Source organism: Luteimonas sp. MC1825 (assembly GCF_014764385.1).
Classification (GTDB): Bacteria; Pseudomonadota; Gammaproteobacteria; order Xanthomonadales; family Xanthomonadaceae; genus Luteimonas.
The window spans coordinates 339,743-354,287 of the sequence record NZ_CP061714.1 but is presented as its reverse complement, the minus strand read 5'-3'; the positions used below and the strand labels follow the sequence as shown (position 1 = coordinate 354,287).

Annotated in this window: 13 protein-coding genes; 7 read left to right on the top strand and 6 right to left on the bottom strand. The window is 71.2% G+C overall.

Annotated elements, in window-relative coordinates:
* Nucleotides 1–10: 10 nt before the first annotated feature.
* Together IDM46_RS01655 and IDM46_RS01650 are read right to left on the bottom strand one after the other, a co-directional pair.
* Nucleotides 11–2,548 (bottom strand): FtsX-like permease family protein, encoded by a 2,538-nt coding sequence (locus IDM46_RS01655; protein WP_185114636.1) that lies wholly within the window; start codon nt 2,546–2,548, stop codon nt 11–13.
* Complete coding sequence (locus IDM46_RS01650; RefSeq protein ID WP_305067738.1) at nt 2,545–3,192, bottom strand: ABC transporter ATP-binding protein; 648 nt, start codon at nt 3,190–3,192, stop codon at nt 2,545–2,547. The genes IDM46_RS01655 and IDM46_RS01650 overlap by 4 nt, the downstream gene beginning before the upstream one ends.
* Nucleotides 3,193–3,373: 181 nt before the next feature.
* Here IDM46_RS01650 and IDM46_RS01645 point away from each other — a divergent pair, with 181 nt between their 5' ends.
* Nucleotides 3,374–4,009, top strand: coding sequence for an arylesterase (locus IDM46_RS01645; RefSeq protein WP_223877998.1), 636 nt, complete (start codon nt 3,374–3,376; stop codon nt 4,007–4,009).
* A gap of 19 nt (nt 4,010–4,028) precedes the next feature.
* On the opposite strand, the gene IDM46_RS01640 is transcribed toward IDM46_RS01645, so the two are convergent.
* From IDM46_RS01640 to IDM46_RS01630, 3 genes are all read right to left on the bottom strand, one after another.
* Nucleotides 4,029–4,721 carry a M23 family metallopeptidase gene (locus IDM46_RS01640; RefSeq protein ID WP_182823159.1) on the bottom strand — a complete coding sequence of 231 codons (693 nt, stop codon included), beginning with the start codon at nt 4,719–4,721 and terminating at the stop codon, nt 4,029–4,031.
* Between the two features lie 3 nt (nt 4,722–4,724).
* Nucleotides 4,725–5,768, bottom strand: a complete 1,044-nt coding sequence (locus IDM46_RS01635; protein WP_182823161.1) for a L,D-transpeptidase — start codon at nt 5,766–5,768, stop codon at nt 4,725–4,727.
* 63 nt (nt 5,769–5,831) lie between these two features.
* Nucleotides 5,832–6,557, bottom strand: coding sequence for a murein L,D-transpeptidase catalytic domain family protein (locus tag IDM46_RS01630; protein ID WP_182823163.1), 726 nt, complete (start codon nt 6,555–6,557; stop codon nt 5,832–5,834).
* Nucleotides 6,558–6,699: 142 nt separating this feature from the next.
* Between IDM46_RS01630 and IDM46_RS01625 the strand changes: the two genes are divergently transcribed.
* The 6 genes from IDM46_RS01625 (at nt 6,700) to IDM46_RS01600 (ending at nt 11,652) form a co-directional block, all read left to right on the top strand.
* The gene (locus IDM46_RS01625; protein WP_182823165.1) at nt 6,700–7,257 is read left to right on the top strand and encodes a DUF3016 domain-containing protein; all 558 of its coding nucleotides are present in this window, start codon (nt 6,700–6,702) and stop codon (nt 7,255–7,257) included.
* An 11-nt stretch (nt 7,258–7,268) separates the two neighbouring features.
* The gene (locus IDM46_RS01620; RefSeq protein ID WP_182823167.1) at nt 7,269–7,553 is read left to right on the top strand and encodes a DUF4031 domain-containing protein; all 285 of its coding nucleotides are present in this window, start codon (nt 7,269–7,271) and stop codon (nt 7,551–7,553) included.
* 26 nt (nt 7,554–7,579) lie between these two features.
* Complete coding sequence (gene msrB, locus IDM46_RS01615) at nt 7,580–8,041, top strand: peptide-methionine (R)-S-oxide reductase MsrB (protein ID WP_182823170.1); 462 nt, start codon at nt 7,580–7,582, stop codon at nt 8,039–8,041.
* 95 nt (nt 8,042–8,136) lie between these two features.
* Nucleotides 8,137–8,379: a DUF3297 family protein gene (locus IDM46_RS01610; protein ID WP_182823172.1), complete on the top strand. Its 243-nt coding sequence runs from the start codon at nt 8,137–8,139 to the stop codon at nt 8,377–8,379.
* A gap of 126 nt (nt 8,380–8,505) precedes the next feature.
* Nucleotides 8,506–10,026 (top strand): acetyl-CoA hydrolase/transferase family protein, encoded by a 1,521-nt coding sequence (locus IDM46_RS01605; protein ID WP_185114635.1) that lies wholly within the window; start codon nt 8,506–8,508, stop codon nt 10,024–10,026.
* A gap of 252 nt (nt 10,027–10,278) precedes the next feature.
* Nucleotides 10,279–11,652: a collagen-like protein gene (locus IDM46_RS01600; RefSeq protein WP_182823176.1), complete on the top strand. Its 1,374-nt coding sequence runs from the start codon at nt 10,279–10,281 to the stop codon at nt 11,650–11,652.
* A 103-nt stretch (nt 11,653–11,755) separates the two neighbouring features.
* On the opposite strand, the gene aceE is transcribed toward IDM46_RS01600, so the two are convergent.
* Entirely contained in the window at nt 11,756–14,446 is a 2,691-nt protein-coding gene (gene aceE, locus IDM46_RS01595; protein ID WP_185114634.1) for a pyruvate dehydrogenase (acetyl-transferring), homodimeric type, read from the bottom strand.
* Between the last annotated feature and the right edge of the window lie 99 nt (nt 14,447–14,545).

Below are 14,545 nucleotides of genomic sequence, written 5' to 3'. Positions count from 1 at the left end.
CCCCGCGAGTTCAGCCCTGCAGCTCGCGCAGGGTCACCGCCGGGGGCGCATCCAGCACCCGGCGCGTGGCGAACAGCCCGGCCAGCAGCGCGGCCGCCACTCCGACCGCCGCGCCGATCGCGACCATCGCCAGGTCCGGCTGCCACGGCAGGTCGAACACGCGTTTGGCGATCACCCCGGCCAGCACCGAGGCGGCGATCGCCGCCACCACCCCGGAAATCAGGCCGATGGCGGCGAATTCAGAAGCCTGCGCCAGGCGCAGCTGCCAGCGGCTGGCGCCGAGCACGCGCATCACCCCGCCCTCGAGCAGGCGCTCGTCCTGGCTGGCGCTGATCGCGGCCAGCAGCACCAGCACGCCAGCTGCCAGGGCAAACCAGAACACCACCTCCACGACCGTCGACACCTGGTCGGCGGTGGCGCGCACTTGGTCGAGCACCGCGTCGACATCGATCACCGACACGTTGGGATAGCGGCCGACCAGCGCGCGGGTGAACGCGGTATCGCCGCGCGGCACGCCGACCGCGGTGATCCAGCTCGCCGGGTAGCCATCGAGCGCGCCCGGCGACGCAAGCACGAAGAAGTTCGGCTTGAAGCTCTCCCACTCCACGCTGCGCAGCGAGGTGACGGTGCCCTCCAGCGCGCGCCCGGCGATGTCGAAGGCGATGCGGTCGCCCAGCTTCCAGCCCAGCGACTCGGCAAAGCCTTCCTCCACAGACAGCTCGGGGGTGGCCGGCGGCGTCGCGCCCCAGAAGCGTCCTGCGGTGACGCGGTTGTCATCGCCCAGTGCGGTGGCGGTGGACAGGTTGAACTCGCGCTCGGCGCGGCGCTGCGCGCGGCGGCCGTCGTCGGCGTCGTCGGCGTCGTCGGCGGACGCCGCGATGCCGGCGGTGTCGACCGCCTCGCCGTTGCGCGTGGCCAGGCGGCCGCGGACCATCGGGTACAGCACCGGCTCGCCCAGGCCCTGTTCGGCCAGCAGCGCGCGCACGCCGGGCATCTGCTCCTGCTGCACGTTGATCACGAAGCGGTTGGGCGCGTCCTCGGCCAGCGACACGCGCCAGCGGTCGAGCAGGTCGGTGCGCACGAAGGTCAGCAGCAGCAGTGCCATCAGGCCAAGGCCGAGCGCCGAGACCTGCGCGATGCTGGTGCCGGCCCGGCGGCTGACGTTGGCCAGGCCATAGCGCAGGCTGCCGCGCAGCCGCGTGCGCAGCCGGCGCACGGCCAGGATCAACAGCCACGCCAACCCGGCCAGAACCAGCAGCGTCACGGCAATGCCCGCCAGCATCGCCAGGCCCAGCGTGGCCGAGCCAGCCTGCCACCACAGCAACGCCGCCATGCCGCCCAGCCCGGCCAGCGCCACCAGCCAGGCGCTGGGTTCGGCGGCATCCAGGTCGCGGCGCAGCACGCGCAGCGCGGGCACGCGGCGCAGGGCGAGCACGGGCGGCGCGGCGAACGCCAGCAGCACCACCATGCCCACGCCCATGCCCTGCAGCGCCGGCAGCGGACCGGCCGGCGGGATGCCGATGCCGAGCAGGTCCGCCAGCCATGCGCCGATCGCCCACTGCAGGCCATAGGCGATCGCGATCCCGACCGCGCAGGCCAGCAGCCCCAGCAGCACCAGTTCGCCGACATGGATCACCACCAGCGTGCGCTGGCTGGCGCCCAGGCAACGCATCACCGCCGCGCCCTGCAGGTGGCGTGCGCTGTGCCGGCGCGCGGCCATCGCCACCGCCACCGCCGCCAGCACCACCGACACCAGTGCGGCGAGCCCGAGGAAGCGTCCCGCACGGTCGAGCGCGGAGCGCACTTCCGGGCGCGCATCCGCGGCGGTTTCCAGGCGCTGGCCGCGCTCGAGGCCATCGCGCGCGGCGCGGGTGAAGCGGTCCACCGCCGCCGCGTCGCCCGCGACCACCAGCCGGTAACGGATGCGGCTGCCTTCCTGCACCAGCCCGGTGGCGTCGAGGTCGCCGAGGTTGAGGAACACCCGCGGCGCGACGTTGAAGTAGTCGAGCGCGGCATCGGGTTCCTGCGCCACGATCGCCGCCAGCCGCAGCCGCGATTCGCCGATGCCGACGGCGTCGCCGATGCGCGCGCCAAGCGTTTCGGCGCCGGCACGGCCCATCCACAGCGTGCCCGGCCCCGGCAGCCCGGTCGCCGCGCGCTCGATGCCGTCGGCACCCGCGATGCGGAAGCTGCCGCGCAGCGGGAAGCCCGCGCCCAGCGCGCGCAGCTCGCCGAGTTTCAGCTGCGCGGCTTCGCCCTCGCCGACGCGGATCATGGTGTCCAGCCCGACGGTGTCGGCATGGCGCAGCCCGGGCGCCTGCGCGGCTTCGCGCAGCGCACCGGTGATCGGCGCGTCGCCGCGCAGCACGGCGTCGCCGCCAAGCAGGCGGTTGGCCTCGATGGCCAGCGCACGCGCGGCGCGATCGGTGACAAAGCCGACCGCGGTCACCGCCACCACCGCCAGCACCAGCGCCGCCAGCAGGATGCGGATGTCGCCGGAGGCCAGGTCGCGGCGCAGCTGCCGCGCGGCGAGTGCGAGCGCCCTCATGCCGCGGCGCGCGCGTCGTCGGCGACCAGGCGGCCGCTGTCGAGGCGCAGCGTGCGCCGGCAGCGCTGCGCGAGGTGCTCGTCGTGGGTCACCAGCACCAGCGTGGTGCCGAGGTCGGCGTTGAGCGCGAACAGCAGCTCGATGATCGCCTGCCCGGTGCGCGTGTCGAGGTTGCCGGTGGGCTCGTCGGCAAACAGCAACGACGGCCGGGTGACGAACGCGCGCGCCACCGCCACGCGCTGCTGCTCGCCGCCCGACAGCTGCCGCGGGTAGTGGCCCAGGCGCTCGCCGAGGCCGACGCGCACCAGGATCTCGCGCGCGGGGCCTTCCACGTCGCCATCGCCGCGCAGCTCCAGCGGCAGCATCACGTTCTCCAGCGCGGTGAGCGATGGCAGCAGCTGGAAATTCTGGAACACGAAGCCGACCTTGGCGCCGCGAACCTTGGCGCGTCCGTCCTCGTCGAGCGTCGACAGCGGCGCGCCGTCCACCCGTACATCACCGCTGCTGGGCGTGTCGAGTCCCGCGAGCAGTGACAGCAGCGTGCTCTTGCCCGAACCCGACGCGCCCACGATCGCCACGCTGTCGCCGGCGGCGATCTCGAAGCCGACGCCGTCGAGGATCACCAGTTCGCCGGCGGGCAGCATGACGCGCTTGCCGAGACCGACAGCGGAGAGTGCGGGCGGCGCGGCGGACGGGGTTGCGGTGGAATCGGGCATGGGGGACCTTCGTGGGGGCATGATGTCCAGCCTGGCGCGTGGCGCGCCGCGGTCAGCCGGATCGGAGAAGTCGATGACAGGATATTGGGCGATATGCCGCCAGGTCCAAATGCTGCTGGGTTTGTGCATCCTGCTGCTGGCCGGTGTGGCCCAGGCGCAGGGCCGGCCCGCCGCCGCCGCACCCGACAACGCCCCGCCGCGCACCGTCCTGGTGATGGGCGATTCGCTGTCGGCCGCCTACGGCCTGCGTACCGACCAGGGCTGGGTGGACCTGCTGGCGCGGCGCATGGCCAGTGAACGCCCCGGCTGGCGGGTCGTCAACGCCAGCATCAGCGGCGAGACCAGCGCCGGGGGCTCGTCGCGGGTCGCACGCGAGGTGGTGCGCCACCAGCCGGCGGTGGTGGTGATCGCGCTCGGCGCCAACGACGCGCTGCGCGGCTTGCCGCTGGCCGAGCTGAAATACAACCTGGCGCGGATGATCGGCGCTTCGGAGCATGTCGGTGCGCGCGTGCTGCTGGTCGGCATGCGCATGCCGCCCAACCTCGGCGCGGAATATACCCGTGGCCTGGACCGCACCTACCGCGAACTCGCGTCCTTCTTCGATATTCCGCTGCTGCCGTTCCTGCTCGAACCCGTCGCCGCCGACCGCGGCAACTTCATGGACGACAACCTGCATCCGGTGGCCGAGGCGCAGCCCGCGATCGGCGACCATGTCTGGCCGGCGCTGGAACCGCTGCTGCGCTGACGATCGCGGCGACGACGCATCAGGGCGCCTTGCCGGTGAACAGCGGGAACGGGTCGATGGGGGTGCCCTTCCACCACTGCTTCTCCGGCCCCAGCACGAAGATCGCGAAGTGCAGGTGCGGGCCCGCCGGGTCCGCGTTGCCGGTGCTGCCGACGTAGCCGATCACCTGGCCCTGGCGCACCTGCTGCTTCTCGGCCAGCCCCGGCGCATAGCCGTCGAGATGCGCGTAGTAGTACGCGAAGCGCCCGCCCGGCTCGAACTGGTAGATCGTCAGTCCGCCCTGCGCGCTGTCGAACAGCTTTTCGACGTGGCCATCGGCCACCGCCAGCACCGGGGTCCCGGTGGGCGCCATGATGTCGATCGCCTCGTGCACCCGGCCTTCGCTGCGCGCGTCCTCGAAGGTCGGCGACAGCTGCGCGGGCACCACGCCCTGCACCGGCAGCACCAGTCCCGACGGCAGGGGCAGCGGCAAGGCAGTGCGTGGCCGGGTCGCGATGGCGACCGGCCGCCCGGGTGGCGACGGCGGCTGCGTGGTGTGGCGCCGCGTCGCCCGGCTGGGACCACGGTCGACGGGGCCCGCGCGATCCTCAGCCCCTGCCTCCGGTGCCGGCGTGATGCGAAGGATCCGCGCGCGCTCGGCGCGCGACATCCCCGCCAGGTGCACGACCGCCGCCAGCAGCAGGCCGGCGAGGACCATGGCGACGTACCGCATGGCCTATTCCTGCAGGATCGCCGGCAGGCCCGGCTTCACCGCGGCCGCCAGCATCAGCACGTTCCAGTTGCTCAATCGGATGCAACCGTGGGAATCGGTCTTGCCGACGTTGGCCGGCACCGGCGTGCCATGGATGCCGTAGTGCTCCTTCGACAGATCGACCCAGGCAAGCCCGACCGGGTTGTTGGGGCCGGGTTGCAGCGTCGCCTTGGCGTGCGACGGATCCGCATCCCAGAACAGCGCCGGGTTGTAGTGGAAGGTTGGGTCGCGCGCGACGCCCTTGATGGTCCACTCGCCGATCGGCAGCGGGTCGTGCTTGCTGCCGGTGGAGGCCGGGAACTGCGCCACCACCTTGCCGTCCGCGGTCACCAGTTGCACCACCGAATCCGACTTGTCCACGACCACCCGCGCGATCTCCGGGAGCGGTGTCGCGCCGGAGACATTCGGCACCACGATGCGGGTACCGGCCGCGGCGAGGTCCTTGCCCGCGTTGAGGCGCTGCAGCAGCTTGGGGCTGGCGTGGAACTTCTCGCCCAGCGCTTCGGCCGCACTCTCGAAACCGAGCTTGTCGAGCTTCGACTTCGCCATCATGTCGGTGGGCAGCTTGCGGAACGGACCCGCGACCTCGTCAGCCGCGATCGCATGTTCGACCAGCACCGGGGCGGTGTCGGCGTTCAGCGCCTGCCAGGTGGCGGCGTCGAGCTTGCCGCTCGCCGTCAGGTCGCGGCTGCGCTGGAAGGCGGCAATCGCGCGCCGGGTGTTGCTGCCACCACTGCCGTCGATCTCGCCCGGGGAGAAGTGTGCGCGGTCGAGCAGGATCTGCGCACGCAGCATCGCGCCATCACCGGACGTGGCCGTGGCGGCGTTGGCGGGATGGTCGGCCCCGGTCACCTCCACGCGGGGCGCGGGCCCGGTGTCCGCGGCTTGCACAGCGGGTACGACAGGCTTCGCCCCCGGTGGCAGGGCGGGTGCTTGCGCGGCGGCAAGCAGGGGCGCGCCGAACAGGATCGCGCTCAGCGCGAGGGCAAGCGGCTTGGCTGGAGTCATGCGGACAGTCCTTGGTGGCAGGTGCGGCGATGCTGCGTGAGCGCCTGGCGATGGCGCGTGAAATCAGCGCGCCGCGCGTGCCTTGCGTTCAGCCCGCGCGCAATGCAGGAAGCGGGAGCCGTTCAACCATGCCGCGTCGCGGGCGTACGCGAACAGCAACTGGCCGTCGCGCAGATTGTCGATCACCGCGCGTGCCACCCCCGCGCGCACCGCCGGGCAGCCCCAGCTGCGCCCCAGCCGGCCCTGCCGGCGCGCCTGCGCGGGATCGACGTAGTCGGCGCCGTGCATCACCACCAGCCGTTCGCGCGCCGCGTCGTTGACGCCGGGCTCCAGGCCATCCATGCGCAGTGAGTAGCCGTTCTCGCCGATGTAGGTCTCGGCGGTGGCGAACAGGCCCAGGCTCGACTGGAAGCTGCCTTCGACATTGGAGAAGCGCGCCGCGATGTTGTCGCCGCTGCCACGGCCGTGGGCCACGTGTTCGGCGTGCAGCAGGGTCGCCTTGCCGAGGTCGAACACCCACAGGCGCTTCTCGGTCGACGGCAGCGTGTAGTCGATCACCGCCAGTCGATCGGCACCGGCGCCGGCGACGTCCGCCGCGCGCGCACAGTCGCGCGCCTGCAGCGCGAGCGCGAGGACCGTGCGGTCGAGCGTGGGCGCCGCAGCGGACAGGCGCGCCAGCAGGTCCCGGGCATGGGCCGGCGGCGTGGCCGCGAGCAGCAGCACCGCGAGCAGCAGGCCCGGCAGGCGCGCCTGCGATGGATGGATGTGGCGGCGGGAACGGACTGCCATCTCGGCAAGATGCGGCCGCCTGCGTCGCTGCGCAAGGCGTGGCGTCGAACCGGCTGAATGCCTGCACGCGCGGCGCGTGCCCGCGTTTGCCGCCGCGATGGCACGCGCGCAGAATGGCTGCAGACATTCGACGGAGCCTGCCATGGCCACGTTCGCCAGGATCACCGTCCTCCTGCTCGCCGCGCTGTTCGCCGGCCACGCCCAAACCCGCCCGACCAACGTGACCGACGCCGACGCTCCGCGCGCCCTGGACGCGTACGGCCCGGTCGCCGTTTCCTGGACCGATCCGGAAACGTTCACCGAGATCCGCTACAGCCGCAGCCGCTTCGAAGCGGTCCGTGGTGACTGGGTCCGCGACCTCGCCGAACACCTGCGCACGGCATCCGCTGCTGCGCTCGCCGACGGCGAACGGCTCGATGTGGAGATCATCGACATCGACCGCGCCGGCGAGTACGAGCCCGCGACGCAGAGCCTGGGCGACGTGCGCGTGGTGCGCGACCTGTATCCGCCGAGCCTCGAGCTGCGTTTCACCCTGCGCGATGCCGGCGGCCAGGTGCTTGCCGAAGGCGAGCGTCGGCTGACCGACCTCGGATTCCTGACCTCGTCGGCCGGCATGGCGGCGCGCAGCGATCCGCTGCAGCACGAGAAGCGCCTCATCGATCGCTGGGTGCGCGACGAACTGCGCGCGCCGCGGCGCTGAGACGGCGCGCGGTGGCGGTGTACGTGGATGATGCGGTCACGCTCTGGCGTGGCCGGCGGTGGGCGCACCTGATGGCCGACACGCTTGCGGAGCTGCACGCGTTCGCGGATGGACTCGGCATCCCACGTCACGCATTCCAGGACAAGACCAGCGGCGCCCATTACGACGTCACCGCGGAACTGCGCGAACGCGCGATCGCGTGCGGTGCCGTGCCGATCTCACGCCACCACGATCGCGCGCGGCTGCGCGAGGTCATCGCCAACGCGCGTGCGCAGGGCCGGCGCATCCCCGATTGAACGCACACCATCCCCCGGAGCAGCCCATGACCAGGTTCGACCTCACCCCGCCCAGCGACGACGCACGCAGTGCCATCAGCCAGACGCTCGACGACGACGCCCGCCGCGTGATGCTGGCGCACGGCACCGAAGCGCCGTTCTGCGGCGCGTTCCTCGACAACAAGCGCGACGGCACGTACTGCTGCGGCTTCTGCGGCCTGCCGCTGTTCCGCTCCGACGCGAAGTTCGACTCCGGCACGGGCTGGCCCAGCTTCTTCGCCCCTTACGACCCGAGCCACATCCGCTACATCCGCGACAGCAGCCACGGCATGGTGCGCATCGAGGAGGTCTGCGCGCGTTGCGGCAGCCACCTCGGCCACGTCTTCCCGGACGGCCCCCCGCCGACGGGCGAGCGGCACTGCCTGAATTCGGTGTCCCTGCAGTTCACGCCGCGCGGCGAGCTGCTCCCGGACATCCTTGGCCGCGACGAGCGCATCGTCGCCGACTGAACGCGCCGGCCGGCTGCAGGGCCCGCCCGCCGCGCGTATCCTTTGCCGCCGCGCGGCCTTCCCGCGCGCACCATCGCGACCAGGACCGCCACGCCATGACCGACACCCCGCCGGACCGCCTCAGCAACGACCCGCGCAGCGCGCACCACGACGATGCCGCCATGCAGCGCGGCGTGGGCATCCGCTTCAATGGCCAGGAGCGCACCAACGTCGAGGAATACTGCGTCAGCGAGGGCTGGATCCGCGTTGCCGTAGGCCGCGCGCTGGACCGCCGCGGCAATCCGATGACCATGAAGATCAACGGCCAGGTCGAGCCCTACTTCCGCGACGAGGCCTGACACGGCCGTCGCGGCCGGGGACCGGGTGGCCGGCAACGCTGCATTCCGCCAGCGCCCGGGGCCACTAGGGCGTCGCCGGTAGAATGGGACTCGCGCGGTGCGCGCGCAGACAGGAGCCCCACCGCCGTGACCGACCGCATCCTCAATCCCGTGCTCCGTGACCGCCTGAAGTCGGCCGACGAGGCGGCGGCCATGATCGGGCCGGGCATGACCGTGGCGATGAGCGGGTTCACCGGCGCGGGCTATCCCAAGGTCGTTCCGCTCGCCCTGGCCAGCCGCATCGAGCGCGCCAACGCCGCCGGCGGGCGCTTCCAGATCAAGGTCCTGACCGGCGCGTCGACCGCGCCGGAACTCGACGGCGCGCTCGCCAAGGTCGACGGCATCGAGATGCGCCTGCCCTTCCAGTCCGACCCCGTGGTGCGCGGACAGATCAACGACGGCAGCCTCGACTACCTCGACATCCATCTGAGCCACGTCGCCCAGTTCGCCTGGTTCGGATTCTTCGGCGACATCGACATCGCCGTGATCGAGGTCACCGCCATCAACGCGGACGGCACCCTGGTGCCCTCGTCATCGGTCGGCAACAACAAGACCTGGCTCGACCTCGCCGACAAGGTGATCATCGAGGTGAACCGCTGGCAGCCGTCGGAGATGGACGGCATGCACGACATCTACTACGGCACGGCGCTGCCACCCCATCGCAAGCCGATCCCGCTGCTGGCGCCCGCCGACCGCATCGGCGAGCCGCACCTGCGCGTCGACCTGGACAAGGTCGTGGCCGTGGTGGAAACCGACGCTCCGGACCGCATCGGCGCCTTCGCGCCACCGGACGCGGCATCGGAGCAGATCGCCGGCCACCTGCTGGAGTTCTTCGCCCACGAGATCGAGCGGGGTCGCCTGACCAGCCAGCTGCTGCCGCTGCAGTCGGGCATCGGCAACGTCACCAACGCGGTGCTCTCCGCGCTCGCCAAGGGCGGCTACAAGGGCCTGTCGGCGTTTACGGAGGTGGTGCAGGACGGCATGCTCGAGCTCGTCAGCGAAGGCGTGCTGTCGATGGTGTCGGCGACCTCGTTCTCGCTCAGCCCGGCGGGCACCGCGGAGTTCAAGCGCAATGTCGATTTCTACCGCAAGCACATCGTGCTGCGGCCGCAGGAAATGTCCAACCACCCGGAACTGATCCGGCGGCTCGGCTGCATCGCCATGAACGGCATGCTCGAAGCCGACCTGTACGGCAACGTCAACTCCACGCATGTCGCCGGCACCAGCATCATGAACGGCATCGGTGGCAGCGGCGACTTCGCGCGCAACGCCTACCTGTCGGTCTTCATGTCGGCGAGCACCGCCAAGGGGGGGCGCATCTCCAGCATCGTGCCGATGGCCAGCCACGTCGACCACACCGAGCACGACACCATGGTGGTGGTCACCGAGCAGGGCCTGGCCGACCTGCGCGGGCTGTCGCCCAAGCAGCGCGCGCGGCTGGTGATCGAGCGCTGCGCACACCCGGACTACCGGCCGATGCTGCAGGACTACTTCGACCGCGCCTGCCGCGACAGCCACGGCAAGCACACCCCGCACCTGCTGGGCGAGGCGCTGTCGTGGCACCAGCGGCTGGTCGAAACCGGCAGCATGCGGCGCACCGACGCCTGAGCGCGCATCGCCGGCAGCGCGGGCCGCCGGCGGACTTCCGTAACGCAGCCAGAGAACGGCGATGCGCTCGTCGGAGAACACGCGCGCCTCGAATCCGGCCTGCGTGGCAGACAGTTCGCGGTGCTCGACCTGTTCCAGGCCAGACCTCCCATCAACTGAGCAGCTGGTCACACTTGGCATGCGAATTGCTTCCCGGTTTGGCGATGCGTCGGGCGGGGGCCCGGGGCGCGATGACGACAGGGGAGCAGCTTGATGAACATCATTGGAAACCGGAAGGCGCTGGCAGCGGCCGTCACCTTCGCCTTGGCCTCGACCGCCGCACTGGCGCAGGACCCGCGGATCGTATCCGTGGTGGTGATGGACGACCTGGACGCCTTCGTCGTCCTGGGCGAGAACCTTCAGCAGTCGGTGGCGCGTTCGCGCATCACCCTCGGCGACGTGGGCGACATCACCCGCCACTGCATGCGCTCGCGCGGGCCGGACGGGCTGACGATGATGACCTGCACCCTGCCCGGTGGCCTGCCGCCCGCGGGCGACTACATGCTGACCATCGAGCACTTCACCAACAACGGTGTCACCCAGTCCGACTACGGCCTGACCATCGGCGCGGTCGGCCCGCGGGGCGCGACCGGCCAGGACGGCGCACGCGGTCCGGCCGGCGCCCAGGGCACTGCCGGCGCCGCGGGCGCGACGGGCCCGCAGGGCCCGCAGGGTGCGGCCGGCGACGCAGGTGCGCCGGGACAGCCCGGACTTCCCGGCCAGGACGGTGCAACGGGCCCGGCGGGTGCGCAGGGCGAACGCGGCTTGTCCGGCCCGCAGGGCGAAACGGGTGCCCAGGGTGTCGCAGGCATCGCAGGTCCCCAGGGCGAGCGCGGCGTGGACGGCGCGACGGGTGCAACCGGTGCGACTGGCCAGCAGGGTGATGCCGGGCCGGCCGGTGCGCAAGGTGAGCGGGGCCTTGACGGAGCGACAGGCGCGACGGGCGCGCAGGGCGAGCGCGGCTCCGATGGCGCCACCGGCGCGACCGGTGCGCAGGGCGAACGCGGCGTGGACGGCGCGACCGGGCCGCAGGGTGTCGCCGGCATCGCCGGGCCGCAGGGCGAACGCGGGCTGCCCGGCCAGAACGGCCAGGACGGCGCAACCGGTCCGCAAGGTGTCGCAGGTGCGCCGGGTGTGCAGGGACTTCCGGGCACCATCGGCGCCACGGGCGCAACGGGTCCGGCTGGTCCGGTTGGGCCGATGGGCCCGCAGGGTCCGGTCGGTGCCGCCGGCCTGTCGAACATGCGCTTCGTCACCAGCACCATCACTATCCCGGCACGCGAGCTGCGCCGCGGCGTTGCACAGTGCGCCAGCAACGAGATCGCCTTCAATGGCGGCATGTATGTCGCCAACCACGGGGGCTCGAGCTTCGACCTCTCGAACGTCGACGGCATCTACGTCAACACCAGCGGCGTCGGCGGCACTGCGCGCGATTGGGTGGTGATCGCCACCAATGTCCGCAACTTCTCGTCGCAGAACGTCACATTCTGGATGGCCTGCGCGCAGAACGGCACCGCGCCAGCCGCGGCGTCCGCCAACCAGGCCGTGACGAGGTGGAACGTGGACGGGGCCAAGCTGGCGGAATAACCGACTGCCAGGTAAAGACAGGAAGGCGCGCCCAGGCGCGCCTTCCTGTTTCTGGAACCGGCCAGTCGCCCCGTAACGGCGGACGTGCCGGCAGCGCGGGCCGTCAGGCCAGCAGCGGGTTCGGTGTGTCCACGGCGATCTTGTACTGCTTGATCGCGCGTGAGACGTCCTTCGGGGTCATCTTGCCGTCCGCCGCCAGCGCCGCGATCGCGGCGTGGGCGATGTGGAAGCGGTCGACCTCGAAATGCCGGCGCAGGTTGGCGCGCGTGTCGGAGCGGCCGAAGCCGTCGGTGCCGAGCACCGTGTAGTGCATCGGCACGAAGGCGCGGATCTGGTCGGGGAACGCACGCACGTAGTCGGTCGCGGCGATCGCCGGGCCCTGTCGGCCCTCGAGCAGCGTGGTGACGTACGCCTTGCGCGGCGCCTTGGCCTCGGGATTGAGCCGGTTCCAGCGCTCGACGTCGAACCCGTCGCGGCGCAGCTCGGTGAAGCTCGGGCACGACCAGATGTCGGCGGTGACGCCGAAGTCCTTGTCCAGCAGCTCCGCCGCCGCGATTGCCTCGCGCAGGATGGTCCCCGAACCCAGCAGCTGCACGCGCAGCTCGCCCTTCTTCGCCTTGCCGGCGTCCTTGAGCAGGTACATGCCCCGGATCACGCCCTCCGCCGCGCCCTCGGGCAGCGCCGGATGGACGTAGTTCTCGTTCATCAGCGTGAGGTACCAGTACTCGTCCTGCTGCTCGTCGAGCATGCGCTGCATGCCACGCTGCAGGATCACCGCCACCTCGCCGGCGAACGTGGGGTCGTAGGCGCGGCAGTTGGGGATGGCACCCGCCAGCAGGTGGCTGTGGCCGTCCTCGTGCTGCAGGCCTTCGCCGTTGAGCGTGGTGCGCCCCGCGGTGGCGCCGAGCAGGAAGCCGCGCGCACGCATGTCCGCCGCCTGCCACGCCGCATCGCCGATGCGCTGGAAGCCGAACATCGAGTAGTAGATGTAGAACGGCAGCATCGGCAGGTCGTTGGTGCTGTAGCTGGTCGCCGAGGCCATCCACGAGGCGAACGCGCCGGCCTCGGAGATGCCTTCCTGCAGCACCTGGCCGGTGGCGTCCTCGCGGTAGTACATCAGCTGGTCACGATCCACCGGCTTGTACTTCTGGCCATCCGGCGCGTAGATGCCGATCTGGCGGAACAGGCCTTCCATGCCGAAGGTGCGCGCCTCGTCGCAGACGATCGGCACGACGCGCGGGCCGACCTCCTTGTCGCGCAGGATGATGGCCAGCGACTGCACGAACGCCATGGTGGTGCTGATCTCGCGTTCGCCGGTGTCCTTGAGCAGGCGCTCGAACACCTCGACCTTCGGCGCAACCAGCGTCTGCGTGCTCTTGCGGCGGCGCTGCGGCAGGTGGCCACCGAGCGCGGCGCGGCGCTCGAGCATGTACTGCACTTCGTCGGACTTCTCGCCCGGGTGGTAGAACGGCACCGCGCCGTCCTTCAGCTGGTCGTCGCCCACCGGGATCTTGAAGCGGTCGCGGAACGCGCGCACGGCGTCGTCGTCGAGCTTCTTGGTCTGGTGCGTGGGATTGAGCGCCTCGCCGGCGCTGCCCATGCCGTAGCCCTTGACCGTCTTGGCCAGGATCACCGTGGGCAGTCCCTTGGTTTCCATGGCGTTGCGGTACGCGGCATACACCTTGTGCGGGTCGTGGCCGCCGCGGTTGAGGCGCCAGATGTCGTCGTCGGACAGGCTGGCCACCATCGCCGCCGTTTCCGGATACTTGCCGAAGAAGTTGTCGCGCGTGTACTTGCCGCCGAAGGCCTTGCAGTTCTGGTACTCGCCGTCGACGGTTTCCATCATCAGCTTGCGCAGCGTGCCCTGGCCGTCGCGCGCGAGGAGCGGATCCCAGTAGCTGCCCCAGATCGCCTTGACCACGTTCCAGCCGGCGCCGCGGAAGTTGCCTTCCAGCTCCTGGATGATCTTGCCGTTGCCGCGTACCGGGCCGTCCAGGCGCTGCAGGTTGCAGTTGACCACGAACACCAGGTTGTCGAGGCCCTCGCGGCCGGCGATCGAGATCGCGCCCAGGCTTTCCGGCTCGTCGGTCTCGCCGTCGCCGAGGAAGCACCAGACCTTGCGGTCGGACTTCGGCATCAGGCCGCGCGCTTCCAGGTACTTCCAGTTGCGCGCCTGGTAGATGGCGGCGATCGGACCCAGGCCCATCGACACCGTCGGCGTCTGCCAGAAGTCGGGCATCAGCCACGGGTGCGGGTAGGACGAGATGCCGCGCCCGTCGACCTCCATGCGGAAGTTGTCCAGCTGCGACTCGCTGATCCGGCCCTCGAGGAACGCGCGCGCATACACGCCCGGCGAACTGTGGCCCTGGATGTAGAGCAGGTCGCCCGGATGGTCGGCCGAGGGCGCGCGCCAGAAATGGTTGAAGCCGACGTCGTACAGCGTGGCGCCGGAGGCGAAGCTGGCGATGTGGCCGCCGAGGTCGCCGGGCTTGCGGTTGGCGCGCACCACCATCGCCATCGCGTTCCAGCGCACGATCGAGCGGATCCGCCATTCCAGCGTCTGGTCGCCGGGGATCTGCGGCTCGAGGTGCGGCGGGATGGTGTTGATGTACTCGGTGGTCGGCGAGAACGGCAGGTGGCTGCCGGCGCGGCGCGTGAGCTCGACCATGCCTTCCAGGAGCTGGTGCGCGCGCCCCGGGCCGTCCGCGTCGATCACCGCCTTGAGCGACTCCATCCACTCGCGTGCTTCCGCGGGATCGGGATCGTTGTGCAGGACGTCGTTGAGCCAGTTCATTGTGTGCTCCGCCACGGCGCGTCGGCCATGCTGGTTCGAGGGTCGAGAGTGGTCGATTCTACCAGCCGCCCCCGGGGGCGGCTGTTTGCCAGCACCGCC